17 protein-coding genes and 1 riboswitch are annotated in these 18,908 nt (G+C 57.1%); of the genes, 8 read left to right on the forward strand and 9 right to left on the reverse strand.

Annotated features, from left to right (window positions below; translation table 11 throughout):
- Positions 1–7 precede the first annotated feature (7 nt).
- From EH31_RS05825 to EH31_RS17940, 8 genes are all read right to left on the reverse strand, one after another.
- Positions 8–1,294: a glycosyltransferase family 4 protein gene (locus EH31_RS05825; RefSeq protein ID WP_034958621.1), complete on the reverse strand. Its 1,287-nt coding sequence runs from the start codon at positions 1,292–1,294 to the stop codon at positions 8–10.
- Positions 1,287–2,723 carry an ABC transporter ATP-binding protein gene (locus EH31_RS18095; RefSeq protein WP_081853238.1) on the reverse strand — a complete coding sequence of 479 codons (1,437 nt, stop codon included), beginning with the start codon at positions 2,721–2,723 and terminating at the stop codon, positions 1,287–1,289. Before EH31_RS18095 ends, EH31_RS05825 begins: the two co-directional genes overlap by 8 nt.
- Complete coding sequence (locus EH31_RS05835) at positions 2,720–3,523, reverse strand: ABC transporter permease (RefSeq protein ID WP_034958622.1); 804 nt, start codon at positions 3,521–3,523, stop codon at positions 2,720–2,722. The genes EH31_RS18095 and EH31_RS05835 overlap by 4 nt, the downstream gene beginning before the upstream one ends.
- The gene (locus EH31_RS05840; protein ID WP_241765835.1) at positions 3,523–4,584 is read right to left on the reverse strand and encodes a KpsE/RkpR family capsule polysaccharide export protein; all 1,062 of its coding nucleotides are present in this window, start codon (positions 4,582–4,584) and stop codon (positions 3,523–3,525) included. Before EH31_RS05840 ends, EH31_RS05835 begins: the two co-directional genes overlap by 1 nt.
- A 32-nt stretch (positions 4,585–4,616) precedes the next feature.
- Positions 4,617–5,840, reverse strand: a complete 1,224-nt coding sequence (locus EH31_RS05845) for a glycosyltransferase (RefSeq protein WP_051698970.1) — start codon at positions 5,838–5,840, stop codon at positions 4,617–4,619.
- Positions 5,837–6,625, reverse strand: a complete 789-nt coding sequence (locus EH31_RS05850) for a phosphocholine cytidylyltransferase family protein (RefSeq protein WP_051698971.1) — start codon at positions 6,623–6,625, stop codon at positions 5,837–5,839. The genes EH31_RS05845 and EH31_RS05850 overlap by 4 nt, the downstream gene beginning before the upstream one ends.
- Positions 6,626–6,684: 59 nt before the next feature.
- Complete coding sequence (locus tag EH31_RS05855) at positions 6,685–7,788, reverse strand: inositol-3-phosphate synthase (RefSeq protein WP_034959123.1); 1,104 nt, start codon at positions 7,786–7,788, stop codon at positions 6,685–6,687.
- Positions 7,789–8,234: 446 nt separating this feature from the next.
- Entirely contained in the window at positions 8,235–8,480 is a 246-nt protein-coding gene (locus EH31_RS17940; protein ID WP_241765847.1) for a hypothetical protein, read from the reverse strand.
- Between EH31_RS17940 and EH31_RS16810 the strand changes: the two genes are divergently transcribed.
- Positions 8,373–9,284 carry a glycosyltransferase family 4 protein gene (locus EH31_RS16810; RefSeq protein ID WP_241765845.1) on the forward strand — a complete coding sequence of 304 codons (912 nt, stop codon included), beginning with the start codon at positions 8,373–8,375 and terminating at the stop codon, positions 9,282–9,284. The two genes, EH31_RS17940 and EH31_RS16810, sit on opposite strands and share 108 nt — an antisense overlap.
- On the opposite strand, the gene EH31_RS05865 is transcribed toward EH31_RS16810, so the two are convergent.
- Positions 9,263–10,138, reverse strand: a complete 876-nt coding sequence (locus EH31_RS05865) for a CDP-alcohol phosphatidyltransferase family protein (RefSeq protein ID WP_034958625.1) — start codon at positions 10,136–10,138, stop codon at positions 9,263–9,265. The two genes, EH31_RS16810 and EH31_RS05865, sit on opposite strands and share 22 nt — an antisense overlap.
- A 119-nt stretch (positions 10,139–10,257) precedes the next feature.
- On the opposite strand from EH31_RS05865, the gene EH31_RS05870 reads away from it, so the two are divergent.
- The 7 genes from EH31_RS05870 (at position 10,258) to EH31_RS05900 (ending at position 18,817) form a co-directional block, all read left to right on the forward strand.
- Complete coding sequence (locus tag EH31_RS05870) at positions 10,258–11,319, forward strand: CDP-alcohol phosphatidyltransferase family protein (RefSeq protein WP_034958627.1); 1,062 nt, start codon at positions 10,258–10,260, stop codon at positions 11,317–11,319.
- Between the two features lie 30 nt (positions 11,320–11,349).
- Positions 11,350–12,471 carry a non-hydrolyzing UDP-N-acetylglucosamine 2-epimerase gene (gene wecB, locus EH31_RS05875; protein ID WP_034958628.1) on the forward strand — a complete coding sequence of 374 codons (1,122 nt, stop codon included), beginning with the start codon at positions 11,350–11,352 and terminating at the stop codon, positions 12,469–12,471.
- Positions 12,472–12,557: 86 nt separating this feature from the next.
- Positions 12,558–13,814 (forward strand): UDP-N-acetyl-D-mannosamine dehydrogenase, encoded by a 1,257-nt coding sequence (wecC, locus tag EH31_RS05880; protein ID WP_034958630.1) that lies wholly within the window; start codon positions 12,558–12,560, stop codon positions 13,812–13,814.
- A gap of 66 nt (positions 13,815–13,880) precedes the next feature.
- Positions 13,881–14,080: riboswitch (cobalamin riboswitch) on the forward strand.
- Between the two features lie 193 nt (positions 14,081–14,273).
- Positions 14,274–16,217 carry a TonB-dependent receptor plug domain-containing protein gene (locus EH31_RS05885; RefSeq protein ID WP_034958631.1) on the forward strand — a complete coding sequence of 648 codons (1,944 nt, stop codon included), beginning with the start codon at positions 14,274–14,276 and terminating at the stop codon, positions 16,215–16,217.
- 29 nt (positions 16,218–16,246) lie between these two features.
- Positions 16,247–17,074 (forward strand): ABC transporter substrate-binding protein, encoded by an 828-nt coding sequence (locus EH31_RS05890; protein ID WP_241765836.1) that lies wholly within the window; start codon positions 16,247–16,249, stop codon positions 17,072–17,074.
- Positions 17,067–18,044: a FecCD family ABC transporter permease gene (locus EH31_RS05895; RefSeq protein WP_034959126.1), complete on the forward strand. Its 978-nt coding sequence runs from the start codon at positions 17,067–17,069 to the stop codon at positions 18,042–18,044. The genes EH31_RS05890 and EH31_RS05895 overlap by 8 nt, the downstream gene beginning before the upstream one ends.
- A complete protein-coding gene (locus EH31_RS05900) occupies positions 18,041–18,817 on the forward strand; it encodes an ABC transporter ATP-binding protein (protein ID WP_034958635.1) in 777 nt (258 codons plus the stop codon). Before EH31_RS05895 ends, EH31_RS05900 begins: the two co-directional genes overlap by 4 nt.
- The last annotated feature ends 91 nt before the right edge of the window (positions 18,818–18,908 follow it).

The following is an 18,908-nucleotide window of genomic DNA, read 5'->3' on the forward strand; positions in this document are numbered from 1 at the left end:
TTTAAATTCATGACAGAAGCCTGCGGTAAAGGTCTTCAAGGCGCCCGCGATAGGCAGCGGGCGAAAAGCGTTCAGCTTGCGCAGCACCTTTCACACTCAGCTCTTGGCGAAGGCGGCTATCTCCATCCATCTGGCTAAATGCGTGCGCAATCGCTTTGGAATCGTAAGGGTCCACCTGAAGCCCGGCGTCGCCAATAACCTCTGGAAGGGAGCCGGTGTTTGAGCCGATTACCGGCGTGCCCAACGTCATCGCTTCGAGCGCAGGTAATCCAAAGCCTTCATAAAGCGAAGGAAACAACGCAGCTTTCGCCCCTCGGATTAGATTGATGAGGGTGGCTTGCGGGCAATAGGAGAGCTGGATGATCCGGCGCTTTCCTTGCGCGGCGCTATCGGTAACCAGCCGCAATTCCTCTTCAGATTTCCACGCCTGCGCGCCGACAATCACAAGGGGTGTCTCAACTCCGCTGGCAAGATAACCTTCAACCATCCGGTGGATGTTCTTTTTCGGCTCTATCGAGCCCCAGAATAGATAATAGTCTCGGTATCCCACGCCAAATCCACCTTCGACAATACGCGCGACTTCTTCGTCAGAAAACTTCATCGCGTCATCTGGCAAAGCCACGGATTGATAGGTGTTTGTGATCTTGTTCTCTGCAACGCCAAGAAGATCGATAATATCGCGTTTCGAGCATTCCGAAACCGTCACAATATGATCGGCCCGCTGTGCAATTTGTTTCACAAGCTTCAAATACGCCCGTTTATTATCAAGCGTGGTATAAGGCAGGCGCAGGGGCACCAGGTCGTGGCATGTGTAGACATTGACCGCATTCTTGACCTCTATGGGTAACGGATAGGTCCAATGCGCCAAATCGACCGGCCCCGGCATATGCACACGAGAAAATCCGCGCCCAACGGCATAGCCTGCATTGGCGCGGTGAAAGAGGTCTTCTCCATTATAAATGCGCTTGCACGAAGGCAGGCGGCCAGCGAAGTTGTGAGGCACCACTTTACCCGACAAATCCATTTCGCGAGGCGTCTGATCAAACGGGCTGCGCGCACCGCTTTTAACCGCTCGCATGGCGTTGCGAAACTTGCCTTTGGGAAGCTCGACGGGATCAAAAAACGCAATCTCACGCAAAAGCGGATCATCGTCCTCGGCAATACGCTGACCATAAAGGACCGATACATCGTGACCTAAACCGCCCACCTCTTCACACAGGTTTCGGGCGTAGGTCGCAATCCCGGTACCTTTGGTCATTGCAAGGTTATAGCCATCGACAAGGATATCAGCCATCGGCCTTGCTCCTTCTTTCAATCGCCGCCTGGGCGAGCGACCATCCGGCAAAGCCATCGACATCCATCAATACGGGCCAGGCATCTTGCGGCATGGTGATCCGGCGTGCGACGGCGATTGCATCTTCTGAGGCGCTGCTGGGCCGGGCAAGCACCACCAGGTTTTTCGCCCAGACTTCTGGCTCTCCGCTTATCTTTTGCGCGGCATTTGATTCTGGCGCTATGCCAGGCACAAAGCGGGGATCATCAATCATGCTGGCAAGAAGCGCATCGAGTGTCTCCCCAGCTCGGACCAGATCAAGCAATTCTTGGTCGCTTAAATGCGCCGTCTGCCACGCAGCGCGCGCGAACAACAACACGTCTGGAATGCCTGCCGGCTGATCTTTCGCGGTGGTGCCGGTGTAATTGTGCAACGGATAATCGCGCAGAGAAATGCGCAACTGTTTGGTTGTGAAAAGAAGGTGTGGCCGCACATCCTGAAACGGCTCTCCCAACGCACAAGCGGTGCGATACGCAGCTTCTGCCCGAAGAAAGGCGCCCGCTTCTTTCGCGCAATGCCCCTTTTGCACCCAATAGGAGCGTTGATAGGGATAGAGATCAAGCGCCTTTTCGTAGGTCACCTCTGCCTCTTCCCAGCGTTTCTGATCACGCTTCCAATCGGCATCTTGTATCAGGACCGTGAAGGCATCATCGCGAACTGCAACCGAATGGGTCGTCTCGACCAACTGCCGACGATCGGCTGGAAGCTCTTGTGTTTTAGGCTGCTTTTTCTGGCCAATACCGATCTTCTCACGGAAATCAGAATAGGCCGTTTCAAAATCATCAAACTCGACCATTTGGCCATCATTGAGGACTGCAAAACGGGTGCAGTGATCGCGTACATAAGAGGCATCGTGCGAGATAATGACCATGGCGCGGTCGCCACGATTGCCGAACAGCTCTTTATTGCACCGTTGGTGGAACCGGGCATCGCCAACCGCTCCCACCTCATCGATAAGGAAGCAATCGAATTCAATGATCATGGATATGGCAAAAGCAAGCCTTGCGCGCATACCCGATGAATAGGTCCGCACCTCTTCCCGCAAGTATGCACCAAGTTCTGAAAAATCCTCAACAAAAGCAAGGTTCTTTTCAAAATCCTGATTGTAGATGCGGCTGATGAAGCGGATGTTATCAACGCCTGTAAGGGTATCCTGAAATGCACCGCCAAAGGCGAGCGGCCATGACACGCTCATGCTCGTGTCTATGCGACCCTTTGTGGGAAGCTCTGCCCCGCTGATCAGGCGAACTAGCGTCGATTTACCGGCACCATTGCGTCCAAGCACGCCCAGCTTCTCGCCGTGGTCAAGATTAAAGCTAATGTCGTCGAGGACAAGTTTCTCGCCAAAGCGCGTGGGGTATATTTTCGAGACGTTTTGGACCCTGATCATCCCGGCACCAGACGCTTCGAGACGTAACGGGCAAGCATTAAGGCCGAAGCAGCCAGGGCAAGGGTGAAAGGAATGACATAGCCCAAGTCATAGATAGCGCGCGCTTGCGATCCGAAATACCCATCGCGCACCATTTCAACCCCGTGCACCATCGGGATCCACAGCACCACTTTTTGCGCAAAAGGCGGCAATGCTGCGACGATAAAACCAGCGCCTGAAAGCGGAAACAAAAGATAGGATGCCGGGTGCCAAAATTTATCAACCAGCTCATTGAGGTAGGAGAGCGCCCCCAGCGTAATCGCTAGCGATGCGCCGAAACATGATATGATGAGCCAGCCACCCACAACGGTCAAAAAGTCCTCAGGCGGCGCAAGCCAGTCAATGCTGATGAAGACCAGCGAAAGCGCAAAAAACGAAATCGTTGCACCGCCAAATTCCAGCAGAATACGGGCAATATAGATATCAAGCGCTTTGATGTTGCGATGGTAAAGCAAATTGGAATTGGCCGTCAGCGCGCCGATGCAACGCCCCGGCATATTTCGCCAAAGCAGCACACTGGAGTAACCGGTAAGGGCAAAGGCTACGATCGGAAGCGCGCTGCCGTGGACAGACTTGGTCGCCGTCCAAAGCGCAGTCACTCCGAGGGTGAAGATCATCGGCTCCACAAAGAGCCACAGAAAGCCAATGTTGTGACGGCCATAGCGGGTCAACGTCTCACGGATCAGCAGAGCGCCAATCACACGGCCTTGAATCCCAAGACTCTCTCTCAAGGAGGGTCTATCTGAAGACGTTGAGGCCATTAGTCCCGGTGCTCCCGCACACCAATCATCAGCATGGACAACACGCCCCACGCAAGCAGCCCCATAACGAGAGTGGCAAGAATGCTGCGAATCCTGCGTGGTTGTTCGGGATAATCCGGCAAGCTGGGATCTGAGATACGCTCGACATAAGCCCTCTTTCGAAGCGCTTCGGTCTGAGCTTCCTGAAGCGAGGCGAGAGAAATCGCCAATTGCTGTTCGGCAAATTCGGAATTGGCCACCAATTCCTGGTACCGAGCCATTGCCGATGACAAGGACTGCGAGCCGCCGGTCAGCTCTTCACGAGCGCTTGCGATTTCAGATTCAAGCGCACTCACTTGTGTGCGAAGGAACGGAATTTGCGAAGCTTGCGGTGTGTAAGTCTGCAATTGACGGAGCTGCGTTTTGGTAGCGATCAATTCGTCTTGAAGCTTACCGATCATCTGTAAGCCAGCAAGCGATTGCTGCTCGGGATCAACAATGCCCTCAGAGCCGCGAAACTGAGCGAGTTCAATCCTTGCGAGCCGCGCCATCTGCGTGACCTCATCAACCTGCGATTGCGCATCGGTGAGCGAATCTCGTCGTGCGCGCTCGGACAAGCTATTTACCAACTCTTCGGATTGAATGAGGAGGCGTAAGTTTAGCTCTCGCGCCTGAACAGGGTCAAACGCGCTGACGCGCAAGGTCATTACCTGGCTCGAAAGTCCCTGCGCGATCGCCACCTTGCCAATGAAGTAGTTGAACAGCTGTTCCTGACTGGAGCCGGTTAAACCGCCAAATCGGTCGATTACGAAGATATCTTCATCGGTGAAGGCATTAACGACAAAGTTATCATGATTCGCCTCTTCCAGCGCTCGCCGGGAGAGCACGTACTGTCCAACGGAGTCATTCCCATCGGCCACGCCGCCCCCGCCGATTCCAGCCTGTCCCAAAACCGCACTAATCGGCGAGACAGTACCCTTGGATGGCGCGCGAACGACAAAACGGCTTTCGGATACGTAAACATCGCTCGCCAATATCCCAAAGTACGAAATCGCAAGCAAAGTCGGCACAATTACCGTCACAATAAACAGCGGGTTGATGAATCTCAAACGTTCTAACACTCGACTTGCATTCTCTTTATTGCCACCTGTTCGTCATTTGCCAGGCTTTCTAGCCAAGGATCTATAATCGCAAAATGGTTTTGCCAGGTAGGGGGAACAAAATGTCCCATCATGTTGATTTGTCGATCACGTTCATGATCGGTGAAAGCAAAGCGGCCAATTGCCCGCTTCCAGGCGCCTTCATCCTCTACGTCTAGCAGCATCGGGATGCCTTGCCCAATTTCTTGAAAACTGGGAATGTTGTTTGCAATCACCGGGGTGCGATGCTGCAACGCTTCGACCACCGGCAGGCCGTATCCTTCGGCATGGGTGGGCATCAACAGAGCCCGCGCGCCCTCAAGCAAATTCGCGACATCGCCGTCCCTTGCCCCGGTTTCAAACCTTACGAATCGCGAAAGCTCAGGCTTTGCGCGGTAAGTTTCGAAAATGGCGGAGCTTTGCGGACCTTCTTGCCCGACGATGATCAGCTTTGGGCAAGATGCCCCATATTCGCTCGCCATCCTCTCCCAAACCCGCAACAGCATCCCGTAATTCTTGCGCTGTTCGATAGTGCCGATGGCCAAGAAATACGGTTCAGCCTCATCGTTGATGCAAGGGGCTGCGCGATTAGAAGCCGACGCGCTGGCACGTTGAAGCTCTGCCCCGGCAAGCGGCGCAACCGTGACGGGGGGAAGCCCAAGCCGGCGCTTGCTCGCAAATTTGGTAAGCTCCACCATCGTCGCGCGCGTATTCACGATCGCGCCATACCCATGCCGCAGCAAGCCGCGAACCCGGCCCAAATGGCGCTTTACCGCGTGTGCGCTCGTCAACCGTGGGTGGGTTAACGGGATGAGATCGTGGAGGAAATACACGCTGCGAAGATTGCTTTTGGCGACCCATTCATGGTGCGTGGGCAGGTCAAAATCGGTGTGGCTGGGATTGATGTAGAGCATCCCGTTTCCATCAATACGCGAGGGCGAACGCGCCAAAGCCAAAGGCGCAAACCGAAGCACTTTTGAACGAAAACTTTCACCTGGTTGCAAGAGCATTTCGAACAATTTGTCCGAATCGCGCCGGCTTAGCACTTTCACGACGCCGCGATGCTGCACCACGGCGCGCGCGCGCTCCCGGAAATGGCTGCCATAGGCCTCGCATACACGGTCAATGCCCGTTGCACTGCGCTTGGTCCAACTGCGCGCAACAAGGCGCGTCACATCAAGAAGCAGCTCAGAGCTCATGCGTTTACGCCCGCCTCAAGCCGGTGGCCCCATGCCGCATCATTGCCAAGCAGCGAAAACCGCTCATCCAGCAGATCCTGGGCCATGCGGTGCGCTTTGGGATCATCCACATCCATCCACCACGCATCGCCAATATCGTGGGTCGCTGCCGCGCCCCGGTCAGCAAGCATCTGCATGCCATCAGAAAGCGAGCCCGGCTTGCCCTGGTCTATCGCTTCAACAATGGCCTCAGCGAGCGCAGGGGTTGCCAAAAAAGCGCCGCAATCGACCGCATCGTATGCCTCAAGCCCTTTGCCGATCCGTTCAATCAGGCAAGCACCGCGGGTTTGCACCCAGGTCGCGTCATCGGGATCGATCAGGGGGCTGACGGTCTGCCGATCAATTGCAAGCGTCACGCCGTGCTGCGAATGACCAGCACCTGCCAGTCCGCGCAGGATCGCAGAGGAAAGGATGTGGTCGCACATCACGAGGAGGTAATTGGCACGAAGCAATTTCGCGCCCGCAAGGACGGAATGCCCGTTTGGCTTTTCCCAATCATCGACCCGTGTAGTGATAATCTCAAGCTCCATCCGGGCGCGCAGATCAGCCACTGCCGCCTCGACCGCGTCAGCTTGGTAGCCAGTGACAACAACGATCCGTCCGCCATCCTTACCCGCACCTGCGCTGGCAAGTTGGCGCACAGCGATTTCCAGCAGCGTGACACCGTTCACCTCAGCCAAAGGCTTTGAGGCAAAAAGGTCGCGCAGCCGACTACCGAAACCCGCAGCAAGAATGAGACCGTCCATCGTCGATCCTGTCGTTGTGATGGCGTGACGCCGCACGTTAAGCGCCCTCGCGCTCCGATCTACTCCGCTGCCTCTGGCAGGCTGGTCTGATATTGATCGAGCAGGCTGTTTGCTACGTCTTCAGGGATTTGCTCAGGCGGGTGCTTGCAATAATACGCGCTCGGCAGGGTTAAAGCTCCGCTTTCCCCGCGATCAAGTGCCTGTTTGCAAAAACGGATCGCATCGACGACACAAGCGGCCGCATTGGGGCTGTCTTCAACCGACAGGCGCAGCTCAAGGTTCATTGGGACATCGCCCCATTGAGTGCCCTCAACCCGCAGGAAACACACCTTGTTGTCTTTCTGCCAGGCGACATATTCAGACGGGCCGATCAGGATGTTTTCATCGGCAAGACGCGTTGCCAAAGCCGCTTGCACGGCCATGGTCTTCGATTCTTTCTTATGGCTCAACCGGTCGCGGTCGAGCATGTTCATGAAATCGGTATTGCCGCCGGTGTTCAGCTGATACGCGCGCTCAATCGTGGCACCGCGCGCTGCAAACAGGCTCGACAAAGCGCGGTGAACAATGGTTGCCCCCACTTGCGCCTTAATGTCGTCGCCCACAATCGGCAGGCCTTTTGCCTTAAAGCGAGCCTCCCACTTTTCATCGCTGGCAATGAAAACCGGGATGCTATTGACCACAGCACACCCCGCCTCGAGCGCGCATTCCATGTAAAATTCGGTCGCTTCTTGCGATCCAACCGGCAGAAAATTGACCAGGACGTCAGCCCGCTCCTCGCGCAGCGCGGCAACAATCTCGTCTTTCGAAACAGGTATCTCTGCGTCCGGCAGCATGAAGCCGCGGTCGCCAGCTTTGGTCATGTGTTCAGCCACGCCGTCGAGCACGGGCCCGCGAATAACCGTCGCACCGTTCGAGGTGACTTCTGATTGGAAAACAGTTGTGTTGTTGGGCTGGACAAAGATGGCTTCGGATAACTCCTTACCTACCTTGCGGTCGTCCACGTCAATACCAAGGACGAACTGAATATCGGAGACAGCGTAACCGCCGACAATCTCCCGGATCAAGCCGCTGGTTGAATTGTTTGATTTGTAGAAATCGATACCTTGAACAAGGGAACTTGCACAATTTCCAATACCAACGATGGCAACTCTAATCAAACGCATCATACTTCCTAGCACGCCCTCTATACCGCACTTTCGCAAGCGCAGCTTCTTTGCCCCCTCCCCTCGGTAGTTGTTGTTTACAATCCGAATAGACACCGCTTCGGATTGCAGCAAAAAGTGACCGTCCCCTTGCGGCCAAGCTATTTTGCAAAACGCCAGTACTACCTGAGTGCTCGGTCCCACAATTTCATCGTGCGCACAACCAAAAAAAGATCAATTTGGGTTAAACTTCGACAAGTTGGGCAGATAAGCAACATACTCAGAATCGACAATGAGATTCACATAAAGGCATAGAAACATTACACTATCGAGAAACGATGCATGATTTTGATTCGTACCAGCAACGCGCAGCCCACAGCAGGGATTGAGCCAAAGTGACAGTCGTTTGCATCGATTGCAGATACATCGGCAATAAACCCAGCGGGATCGGTGAAGTCACCGGGGCCTTAGTGCGTCATTTGCCAGTACTCGCGCCTGATTGGAGGTTCCTTTTTCTCAAGAACCCGCAGCGCCAGAAACCGCTCGCCACCGCCCCAAATGTAGCGGAGATCGTCGTCAAAAGTCCGGCCAACAGCCCAGCAACCATGTGGTGGTTGCCGCAGGTCGTTGATCTGAGCGGTGTCGACCTTTTCCATGCCCCTTTCAATATCCTGCCAGCTGGCCTGAAAATGAAGACGGTCACGACGATCCACGACATTATGTGGCTGAAACATCCAAAATGGTGCAATCCTTCGCCCTATGGGCTGATTGAGCGCCATTTTTACGCGCATGGCATCAACCGCGCGCTTGGCCGATCAGATGCGATTGCGACGGTTAGCAAGGCGACTGCCCGCGAAATCACCCATCTCAGGCCTGATGCAGCCGACAAGGTCACTGTTACTCTTTCAGGGGTTTCACCCGATTTTCACCCGGTCGAAGTGAGGGAGGACACTCTCGCTTCTGTCGGCATCAAACCGGGCCACAAATTCATCCTCACCGCCGGACAGTTTGCGCCTTACAAAAACCATGCGGGCGCGATCAAAGCGTTTGCGCGCGCTTTTGCAGCGCGTGATGACATCGACCTTGTAATGGTTCAGCGCCGTAACTCCGGCGCGGGCGAGCTTGCCTCACTGGCGAGAAGCCTTGGCATCGAGGCCCGCGTTCATTTCACCGGGCCGGTCAGTTTTCCCACCCTGCTTGAGCTTTATTCCGGGGCTATGGCGCTGCTCCACCCGTCACTTTGCGAAGGCTTTGGCAACCCTCTTGCAGAGGCAATGGCTTGCGGCTGCCCTGTCGTCACCAGTGACGTGAGCGCAATGCCCGAAGTCACAAACGGTGCAGCCTTGCTTGCAAACCCACATGACACAGACGCCATCGCCGCTGCGCTGACCCGAATTGCCTCAGACGACAAACTCGCCGCCGAGTTGAGCCAAAAAGGCTTGGCGCGCGCGAGTGAGCTTTCGTGGGAAAGCTTTGCCGAGGCCAATCTTGATATTTATCGCAGGGTTCTTGCCTGATCTTGTATCCGGCGCGTCGCTCTTGCGGCTGTGATGATCGAGACGGCCAGAACAACGCTCAGCCCGATGGCTTCGAAAGCGAAGAAATAAAGCGGCGATCCGGCAAGCATCGACACCCCAAAGGCAAGCGTTCGGTAGTTCGCGCTTAAAAGATAGGTCGACCGTAAAACCGGGATGGTCTGTGTGCGAATGATCTTTTGCAAGGCAGGCAGCGTCCCATCTGGGCACTGCGCCACTATCGCGTCCACTTCGCGCCCCCCGGGGGCCAGAAGCTTCGCCAAGTTCACATAATAGCTTGCAAAAAAGCCAATGATCCCGCGCGGCTCGCCCGCTTCCTTGGCCGATGTGCGAAGCCACGGCGTGCCGTAGACCCAATGCTGATACTGGCGGCGCTGCACCTCGTAATGGGCCGCTTGCACGATGCGCCCGGCCCCTGCTCCAATCGCAAAAGCCCATGCGGTGGCCGCGCCGATCTCGCCGGCGAGTATCGTGCCAAGCGTCACGTATAAAATGATGTGGCCCACATAATCACAAATGCCGTCGATGACCTCGCCTGTGCTGCTGGTGCGTCCGGTAAGGCGGGCCAAATCGCCGTCGGCCCCGTCGAAAACGTGCCAGCTCATATGGAGGAGAAGCCCCAGAACAACCGCCGGCCACGCGTTGCCAAGGGCATAGGCAAAGGTTGCCAGCACAATCATCGCGCCGCCTGCGACCGACACCATATTGGGCGTGATCGGCGTTCCCACCAAGGCTTTGGCAAGGCGCATCGAGAGCGGGTGATAGATACGGCCGTTGAGCCAGTCTTCAAGCTCCGCCGGGCGACCTTGGGGTACAGTTGTTTCGTGCTCACCCATATTCGTGGTGCGTCGCTCTTCTTTCGGCTTTGGCTTGTTTACGTATCTAATTCTGCCTAGGCCTTAGCCCAAGCCCGAACGTTTCACAGATACGATATTTTCCTGAAAGCTCCCACGCGATGGCAAGAGCGGTCCTGCTTTTCTCCAGTAACGCGCATGCCAATCATCTGATCGCAGGCATTCCCGCCGCTGTACGCGCTGCGGTGATCTTGCACCAGAGCCAGAGCCTCGGAAACAGCGATATCGTGATTATTGCGGTCCCGGGAGGTTGGAAACCATCCAAGTGGGCAAAGTCGGAATTTGCGCGGCTTTTGCCAGATGTGCGCATTGCGATGGGCGACCCAACACACGATACCCTGCCCGTGGGAAGCCCGATTATGGACGCTGTATCCGTGCTGTGCGGGGAGCCTGTCGTTCTGGCAAGCAATGATGCGGTTTCCCAATGGCTGAGTGATGAGGGGCACAAACCGGATCACATTCGCCTTCTCAACACCATCGGTTCGGACATCATCCGCGCAACCGGCAAGCAATCTGATGGTCTTGTCTCGCGCTATCTAAACCGGCCCGTTTCGCGTTCCATCTCGAAAATGCTGCTCAAATTTCCCGGTGTCACGCCCATGCACGCAACCGCTTTGGCGGCGTTCACCGGGCTTTTGATGGCGCTATGTCTGGCATTTGGCGGTGCAGCGGGGCTTATCGCAGGCGCTTTGCTGTTCCATGCGGCCTCAGTCATTGACGGGGTGGACGGGGAGATTGCACGCGCGACAAGGCGGTCGTCCGAATTTGGCGCAAAGCTTGATACGATCATCGACGGGATCACCAATCTGGCTTTCCTTAGCCTCGCCTCGCTTAATCTGTGGCTGCAAGGCGAGATGGAGGCCGCGACCTATGGCGCGGTGGGTCTTGCCATCTTGGCCACCGGCCTAACCGCGCTGGGCGCAAGGTCCATCGCTATGGGAGGGCCATTTACTTTTGACGCTGTGAAGAACAATTTTCACAGCCGCCCTTCCAAGATCACGAGCTTTCTTGCCGCCATCACCTCGCGCGATGTCTATGCCGCCGTCTTTGCCCTCACTTTTGCGCTTGGCTTTGCTGAGTGGATGTTGCTTATCTTTGCCAGTGCGGCTGCGATCTGGCTGGTCACCGTGCTGATTGTGCTGGTCAGGACAAGAGCAACATAATGCTAACCAAGACAGTCTATTAGGGCCGCCATGTCAGAGCAAAAGCGCATCCTCACCGTCTTCGGCACACGGCCAGAAGCAATCAAGCTGTTTCCCTTGCTGCACGCACTGGAAGCAGACAGCCGGTTTGAAAGCCGCATTTGCGTCTCGGCACAGCACCGCTCGATGCTCGATAGCGTGCTGGAAATCGCTGGCATCTCTCCGCACCATGACCTTGACCTGATGAAGCCTAACCAGTCTTTGGACGCGCTTACCGCAGCGGCTCTCACCGGGCTTGGCAAGGTGATGGACGAAGAGAAACCCGATTGGGTGGTCGTGCAAGGCGACACCACAACCGTCATGGCAGGCGCAATCGCGGCCTATTACCGGCAAATCCCTGTCTGCCATGTCGAGGCAGGGCTTCGCAGCGGCGACATTTACCGCCCGTGGCCAGAGGAAGTGAACCGCAAAGTGGTGGGCAGCTTTGCCAAGTTGCACTGCGCCCCGACTGAAACGGCGGCCAATGCCTTACGGCGCGAAGATGTGGACCCGGCGACCATCCATGTGACCGGCAATACGGTGATCGACGCCCTTCACTGGGTCACCAAAGAAGTCGCCGCAAAGCCCGGCCTCGCCTCTGGCCTCGCCGAAATCGAAGCGCGTTTCGCGGGCAAACGCATCATCGGCATGACCAGCCACCGGCGCGAGAATTTCGGCGACGGGATGGAAGCGATTGCCAAAGCCGTGCGCGAGATTGCGTCGCGAGAAGACGTAGCGATCATATTCCCGGTCCACCTCAACCCCAATGTGCGCTCCGTCATGAACGAGGCGCTTGCCGGGCTGGAAAATGTCGCCTTGATCGAGCCGCTTGATTACCCGCACTTTGCCCGCCTTCTCGACATCGCGCATATCATGTTGACCGACAGCGGCGGGGTACAGGAAGAAGCGCCAGCCCTTGGCAAACCCGTCCTCGTCATGCGCGAGACGACCGAGAGACCCGAAGGGGTTGAGGCTGGCACAGCCAAGCTGGTGGGCACCGATGCGGGCGCAATTGTGCGCGAAGTCAATCGCTTACTCGACGACCACCAAGCCTATGACGCCATGGCGCGCGCGCACAATCCGTTTGGCGATGGCAAAGCCTCCCTGCGGATATGCGACCTTTTGGCAAGCTAGGCTGAAACACACTTACCATATCTTATCTTCTTGTCGTTAACGCACACCCATGCGGGCGCGGAAACCGCGAGCAATGGAGTGCGATTTTGCTTAAGAAGACGACCCTCAATGCCAGCGTAATTGGCCTTGGCTATATCGGTCTGCCAACCTCCGCCGTCATGGCGCGCGCAGGGTGCAAGGTTCAGGGCGTCGATGTGAGCCAGAATGTGGTCGACACCATCAATCGCGGCGAAGTGCACATTGAAGAGGTCGATCTCGACGGCCTGGTTCAGGCGGTCGTCAATGACGGGCTTCTGACTGCGAGCCTTGAGGTTGAAGAATCCGACGTTTTCGTCATCGCGGTCCCCACCCCGTTCAGCCACGACGGCAAGCATACACCCGACATTTCCTACATCCTGCAGGCCGCAGAAAAGGTCGCTGGCGTACTTAAAAAAGGCGACTGCGTCATTCTCGAATCCACTTCGCCCGTGGGCACAACCGAGAAAATGCGCGATGTGTTCGCGGAAAAGCGCCCCGATCTGGCGATGCCGGGTCTTTGCGAGGGGACGCCGGATATCTCTATCGCTTATTGCCCGGAGCGCGTGCTTCCGGGCCGCATCTTGGAAGAACTCATCCACAATGACCGCTCTATCGGCGGGATCACTCCGCGCTGCGCGAGGAAAGCGCTCGCCTTCTACAAACGGTTCGTAAAAGGCGAATGCGTTGTCACCGATGCGCGCTCGGCTGAGATGACGAAGCTTGTCGAAAACGCCTTTCGCGATGTGAACATTGCTTTTGCCAATGAACTTTCGATGATCGCGGACAAGCAAGGTCTGGACGTGTGGGAGGTTATCCGCCTTGCCAACCGTCACCCGCGCGTCAACGTGCTGCAACCCGGACCCGGCGTGGGCGGCCACTGTATCGCGGTTGACCCGTGGTTTATCGTCCACGGCGCGCCTGACGAGGCCAACATCATTCGCCAAGCGCGCGAGACCAATGACGCGAAAATGCACCATGTTCTGGCCCGCGCGAAAGTGCTGGCCGAAGAAAACCCTGACGCCAAAATCGGCTGCCTTGGCCTTGCGTTCAAAGCGAACATCGACGATTTTCGCGAAAGCCCCGCGCTCGAAATCGCCGCCAACCTGGCCCGCGATTACAATGAACGCGTACAGATCGTTGAACCTTACGCGCACGAGCTTCCCGATGAATTTGCAGGCACCGGCGCACAATTGATCGACATTGACGAAGCATTGGAGGATTGCGACATCCTGCTGCTGCTTGTCGATCACGATGTGTTCAAAGCGATCCCTGCCGAAGAACGCAGCGACAAGATCGTTTACGACACGCGCGGCGTGTGGAGCTGAGCCGCTTTTCGACCTTCAAATTGACATGAACACGCCTCTTGGCTAGCCCGCGCATAGATGGTGCGGACCGTGCGGTGTCGTCTCGGCGACTTGCATGGAAAGCTAAGAGGGAAGCCGGTGTGATACCGGCGCTGTGCCCGCAACTGTAAGCTGGGAGCCCTGAACCACTTGTGTCACTGGCGCGCGCCCTATTGGCGTTTGCTGGGAAGACGGTTCAGGCGTGACGATCAGCAAGCCAGGAGACCTGCCATCGCGTCGTTCGTCCGGGGCCGGGTCCAGCCCAGTGGGACAGGGAAGTCTGGGACACAAGTGTTCTGGTTTTCCGAAGTAGCGACAGCGTAACGGCTCGTTTTTTCCGCTGTGGGTGCATGATCGTGCGCTGCGGCTGGGCCACTGTCATTTGCGCTGTTCGGGGGTGGGAAAAGCCTCCCTTGCGGCAATACTTCGGATCATAACCCAATGAAATATTGCGTTTATCTTGCAGGCATATCTTCCCTTGCGCTGCTACCTTCATCTCTCAATGCGCAGACCACCGACCGGAACACAGATCGTCAGGGGGCCGAAAACACCGGCTCTGAGCAAATCGTCGTCACCGCCAACCGCACGGCGCGCCCGCTTTCTGAAGTGGGTTCATCGGTAAGTGTCATCCCCGAAGAGGAAATCGTGCGCCGTCAGGCAAGCGATGTGATCGACATTCTGCGCACCGTCCCCGGCGTCACATTCAACCGCAATGGCGGGATCGGCACAGCCTCCGGTGTATCCATCCGAGGCGCGCAAAGCGATCAAACTGTCGTGCTGATCGACGGGATCAAGTTGAACGACCCTTCGTCCATTGGCGGCGGATTTGATTTTGGCCCGCTTCTTACCGGCAACATCGCCCGGATAGAAGTGGTGCGCGGCTCGCAGTCGGTCCTCTATGGCAGCCAGGCGATTGGCGGGGTCGTCAATATGCTCACCCGCGAACCGACTAAGGCGCTGGGCGTCTTTGCAAGGGCTGAATATGGCGGGCGCGATACAGCGGAATTTGTCGGCAATGTCTCAGGCAAATTGGGTCCCGTCGCGGCAAGCTTTGGCGGCACCTATCTTACCACCGACGGCATCTCCACCTTCAACGAAGCGCGCGGCGGCGCAGAGGCGGATGGCTTTGAAAGCCTTGGCTTCAACGCAAAAGTCCTTGTGGCTTTGACTGACAATATCTCACTGGATTTTCGAGGCTTTTATGCCGATGGGGAAACCGAGATTGACGGCTTTGCCCCGCCGACCTTTGCCTTTGGCGACACCAATGAAGTGTCCAACCGCGAGGATTTCGTCGGCTATGCCGGGCTAAACGCCGCATTCCTTGATGGCCGTTTTCGCAACCGTCTGGGCTTTGCCTACACCGACATCAGCCGCGAAAATGTCGATCTCGACAGCGATTTTGTGACGTTTGACGGCAATGGCGAAAACCGCCGGTTTGAATATCAAGGCGTGTTTGATGCAAGCGACAACGCCCAATTGGTCTTTGGCGCAGAACGCGAAGAATCACAGTTTACCGCCTCCAGTTTTGGAGCGCCTCCCACAATCGCCGACGTGTCACTGAACTCGCTCTATGGCCAGGTGAACGTGGTCCCGGTGGACGGCCTCTCCCTGACCGGCGGGGTGCGCTATGACGAACATGAAACCTTTGGCAGCGAGGCCACATTGGCGGCAAGCGGAGCCTACTCACCCAATGACGGCGACACTGTCCTTCGCGCAAGTTACGGCGAAGGGTTCAAGGCCCCTTCCCTGTTTCAACTGTTCAGCAATTTCGGGAACACCGCCCTTGATGCTGAGGAATCGGAGAGCTGGGATGTGGGCGTCACGCACAGTTTCCTTGATGGCGCCGCGCAAGTGGGCGTCACCTATTTCAACCGCGATGGCAGCAATGAAATCACCTTTGTGAGCTGTTTTGAAAACCCGCTTGCCGCGTGCAATGACCCCGACGCACCGCGCCCCTTTGGCACCTATGACAACATCGCCAGCGTTTCGGCGGACGGTTGGGAATTTGGCGTAGCCTTGCAGCCGGTCCAAGGGTTTGACGTATCGCTGAATTATTCGATCATCGATGCCTTTGACGACACCACCGGCAATCGCCTCGCCCGACGGGCAAGAGAAACCGCGAGCCTTGTGGCAGACTATCGCACACGCAGCGGTTTTGGCATTGGCGCGACCGTCCTGATCGTGGGCGACAGCTTTGATGATGTCGCAAACACACGGCAAAACGATGGCTATTTCGTCGCTGACCTGCGGGTGAGCTATGCCATCACCGAGACGCTCGAACTGTTTGGTCGGATCGAGAACGTCACCAATGAGGAATACGAAACCGTCTTTCAATTCGGACAGCCGGGCCGGGCCGTCTTTGGCGGCGTGCGTTACGCGATGTAATGCGAATGCGCTCGATCCTTGCCGCGTGTTTGACCCTTTCACTCCTTGCCTGTTCACGGAGCAAGGATGAGGGGCCAAGCGCGCTGCAAAGATCGGATGCGCCGACCCGTATCGTCAGCCTTGATTATTGCGCCGACCAATATGTCCTGGAATTTGCCGACCGGGACGACATTCTTGCGCTTTCAATCGATGCGGACAAACGCTTTTCCTACCTGCGCGATAAGGCAAAGGGCCTTCAAAAAGTCCGCCCGCGCAGCGCCGATGTGCTTGCGCTTCAACCCGATTTGATCGTGCGGTCCTATGGCGGCGAGCCCAATATCGCCGGTTTTATGCAGCGCGCAGGCGTGCCGGTGGTCCAAGTCGGCTTTCCGCAAAACATCGCTGAGGTTCGCGAAGAAGTGCTGCGGATCGGCAGCGCGCTTGGGCAAGGCGAAAAGGCGCGCCAAACTGTCGATGACATGGATCGCCGCCTTGCCGCTTTGGCGGGTTCGCAAGAGGGCGCGCCTGATGCACTTTACATGACGCCGGGCGGAGTGACGGCGGGCGAAGGCACGCTTGTCCATGAGCTTATGAAGGCCGCTGGTCTTGGCAATTTTCAGACGAGCGCTGGGTGGCACCCTATTCCGCTCGAACGTCTCGCCTATGAACGGCCAGACCTTGTGGTTGCGGCCTTTTTCCAAGGCGAACACAGCGCGGTCCACAATTGGAGCGCGACACGCCATCGGGTTGCTCAGGCTCAGCTGAGCGATCTGCCAGTCGCAGCCGTAGACGGCGCATGGACATCGTGCGGTGGATGGTTCCTGGTAGAGGCGGTTGAGGTCATGGCGAAAACAGCAAAGAGTGCGCGCGGTGAGTAAAATCAACGTGATCCTCGCAATTGCCCTGTGCGCTGCAATCGCCGCGTCGCTATTGCTTGGCTCAGTTCCCCTCCCTTTGGACAGGGTTGTGGGCGCTCTCACTTTTCAGGCAAGCGCGGGGGATCAACTGGTCGTCTGGGACATCCGCCTCCCCCGTAGCCTTGCCGCAGCGCTCGTCGGGGCAGCCCTCGGCATGAGCGGGGCAGGCTTGCAGGGGCTTTTGCGCAATCCGCTTGCCGAACCGGGCATCCTTGGCGTGTCAGCGACAGCGGCGCTTTTTGCAAGCTTTGTGCTCTATTTCGGGCTCACAGCGACCTCGCCCATGATCCTGCCCCTTGCGGCCGTAGCGGGCGCATTGATCGCGACTTTGATCGTTGCCGCCGCCGCCTTGCGCAACCTTTCAGTCGTGACACTGATCTTGATCGGTGTGGGCCTCTCCAGCTTTTCAGCAGCGCTTATGGCGCTTCTAATGAACTTGGCACCCAACCCGTTTAGCCTTGCCGATATGGTGAATTGGATGCTGGGTTCGGTTGCCAATCGCAGCTTTGCCGACCTCGCATTTGCTGCTCCTATGGCGGGGCTAGGCATGGCGATTTTGTGGATGTCACGGCGCGGGCTCGCAGCCCTTGGCCTTGGCGAAGAAACCGCAGCGGGGCTTGGCGTCAATCTCAAGAATCAGCGGCTAGCCGTCATTATCGGGGCAGGAATTTCAACCGGAGCCGCCGTCGCAATTGCGGGAGCGATTGGTTTTGTCGGCATTGTCGCGCCGCATTTGGTGCGCCCCTTTGTGCGTTATGATGCCTCGCGTTTGCTGGTGCCATCTGCCTTGCTGGGTGCGCTGCTCCTGGTGATGGCAGACATCGGGGTGCGGGTCATTCCGACCGATTTTGAGCTTAAACTGGGCGTTGTCGCCTCGCTAATCGGCGCGCCGATATTCATCTGGATCGCCGCGCGAAGGAGGCTTGCATGAGCCTGTTTGTCGCACAGAACCTCTCTTACACGGCAGGGGAAAGCGCGCTTGTTTCAAATGCCAGCTTCGCCCTTGAAAAAGGCACGCTCACCGCTTTGGTCGGGCCCAATGGGGCTGGCAAAAGCACCCTTCTTCGCCTCGCGCTGGGCCTGCTGAAGCCGGATGCTGGGCACGCCGAAATTTCAGGGGACAAGGTGTCCGACCTTGCGCCCGCTGAACGTGCTCGCCAAATCGCCTATCTGCCGCAGGAACGCCCGCTTGCCTGGCCTCAACCTGTGCGCGACATCGTCGCGCTTGGCCGGTTTTCCTATGGCGGTGCGCCCTTGCATCTATCCCAAGAAGACGAAGACGCCGTCGCGCGCGCGATCACCGCCTGCGACCTCGAAGGCTTCGAAGAGCGCGCAGCCGACACGCTATCTGGCGGCGAAATTGCAAGGGTGCATTTGGCAAGGGCGCTTGCTGGCGAAACCCCCGTCCTTATCGCAGATGAACCCATCGCAGCGCTTGACCCGCGCCATGCTCACGAGGTGCTGCAATTGTTCAAGCGCCTGGCAAACGAAGGCAGAGCCTTGCTCAGCGTTGTCCACGATCTCTCACTCGCCGCACGCTACGCCGACCGGCTGATCTGGATGAAAGAAGGGCAGATTGTCGCTGATGGAACGGCGCGGGACACCATTACACCTGATCGGCTGCGCGATGTCTTTGGCGTTGAGGCGAGGGTTGATCTGACAGCGGATGGCCGGGTTTTGCTGGAAATCCTAGGGCCTGCCTAGAGCCCTCAGCAAAAAGCACGCCCCTTACCGCTGGACGCGTCCTGATCCATCGCCGCTCATGAGCTTTTCAACCTCGGGCACGGTGACCCGG

This window comes from Erythrobacter longus (assembly GCF_000715015.1).
GTDB classification, from domain to species: Bacteria; Pseudomonadota; Alphaproteobacteria; order Sphingomonadales; family Sphingomonadaceae; genus Erythrobacter; species Erythrobacter longus.

What these genes read in the sequence shown, in the direction of transcription:
- EH31_RS16810 (WP_241765845.1), top strand. Translation starts at nt 8,373, where the DNA reads ATGTGGTGGTTGCCGCAGGTCGTTGATCTGAGCGGTGTCGACCTTTTC.
- EH31_RS05835 (WP_034958622.1), bottom strand. Translation starts at nt 3,523, where the DNA reads ATGGCCTCAACGTCTTCAGATAGACCCTCCTTGAGAGAGAGTCTTGGG.
- EH31_RS05850 (WP_051698971.1), bottom strand. Translation starts at nt 6,625, where the DNA reads ATGGACGGTCTCATTCTTGCTGCGGGTTTCGGTAGTCGGCTGCGCGAC.
- EH31_RS05825 (WP_034958621.1), bottom strand. Translation starts at nt 1,294, where the DNA reads ATGGCTGATATCCTTGTCGATGGCTATAACCTTGCAATGACCAAAGGT.
- wecB (WP_034958628.1), top strand. Translation starts at nt 11,350, where the DNA reads ATGTCAGAGCAAAAGCGCATCCTCACCGTCTTCGGCACACGGCCAGAA.
- EH31_RS05865 (WP_034958625.1), bottom strand. Translation starts at nt 10,138, where the DNA reads ATGGGTGAGCACGAAACAACTGTACCCCAAGGTCGCCCGGCGGAGCTT.
- EH31_RS05900 (WP_034958635.1), top strand. Translation starts at nt 18,041, where the DNA reads ATGAGCCTGTTTGTCGCACAGAACCTCTCTTACACGGCAGGGGAAAGC.
- EH31_RS05885 (WP_034958631.1), top strand. Translation starts at nt 14,274, where the DNA reads ATGAAATATTGCGTTTATCTTGCAGGCATATCTTCCCTTGCGCTGCTA.
- EH31_RS05870 (WP_034958627.1), top strand. Translation starts at nt 10,258, where the DNA reads ATGGCAAGAGCGGTCCTGCTTTTCTCCAGTAACGCGCATGCCAATCAT.
- EH31_RS05845 (WP_051698970.1), bottom strand. Translation starts at nt 5,840, where the DNA reads ATGAGCTCTGAGCTGCTTCTTGATGTGACGCGCCTTGTTGCGCGCAGT.
- EH31_RS05855 (WP_034959123.1), bottom strand. Translation starts at nt 7,788, where the DNA reads ATGCGTTTGATTAGAGTTGCCATCGTTGGTATTGGAAATTGTGCAAGT.
- EH31_RS18095 (WP_081853238.1), bottom strand. Translation starts at nt 2,723, where the DNA reads ATGATCAGGGTCCAAAACGTCTCGAAAATATACCCCACGCGCTTTGGC.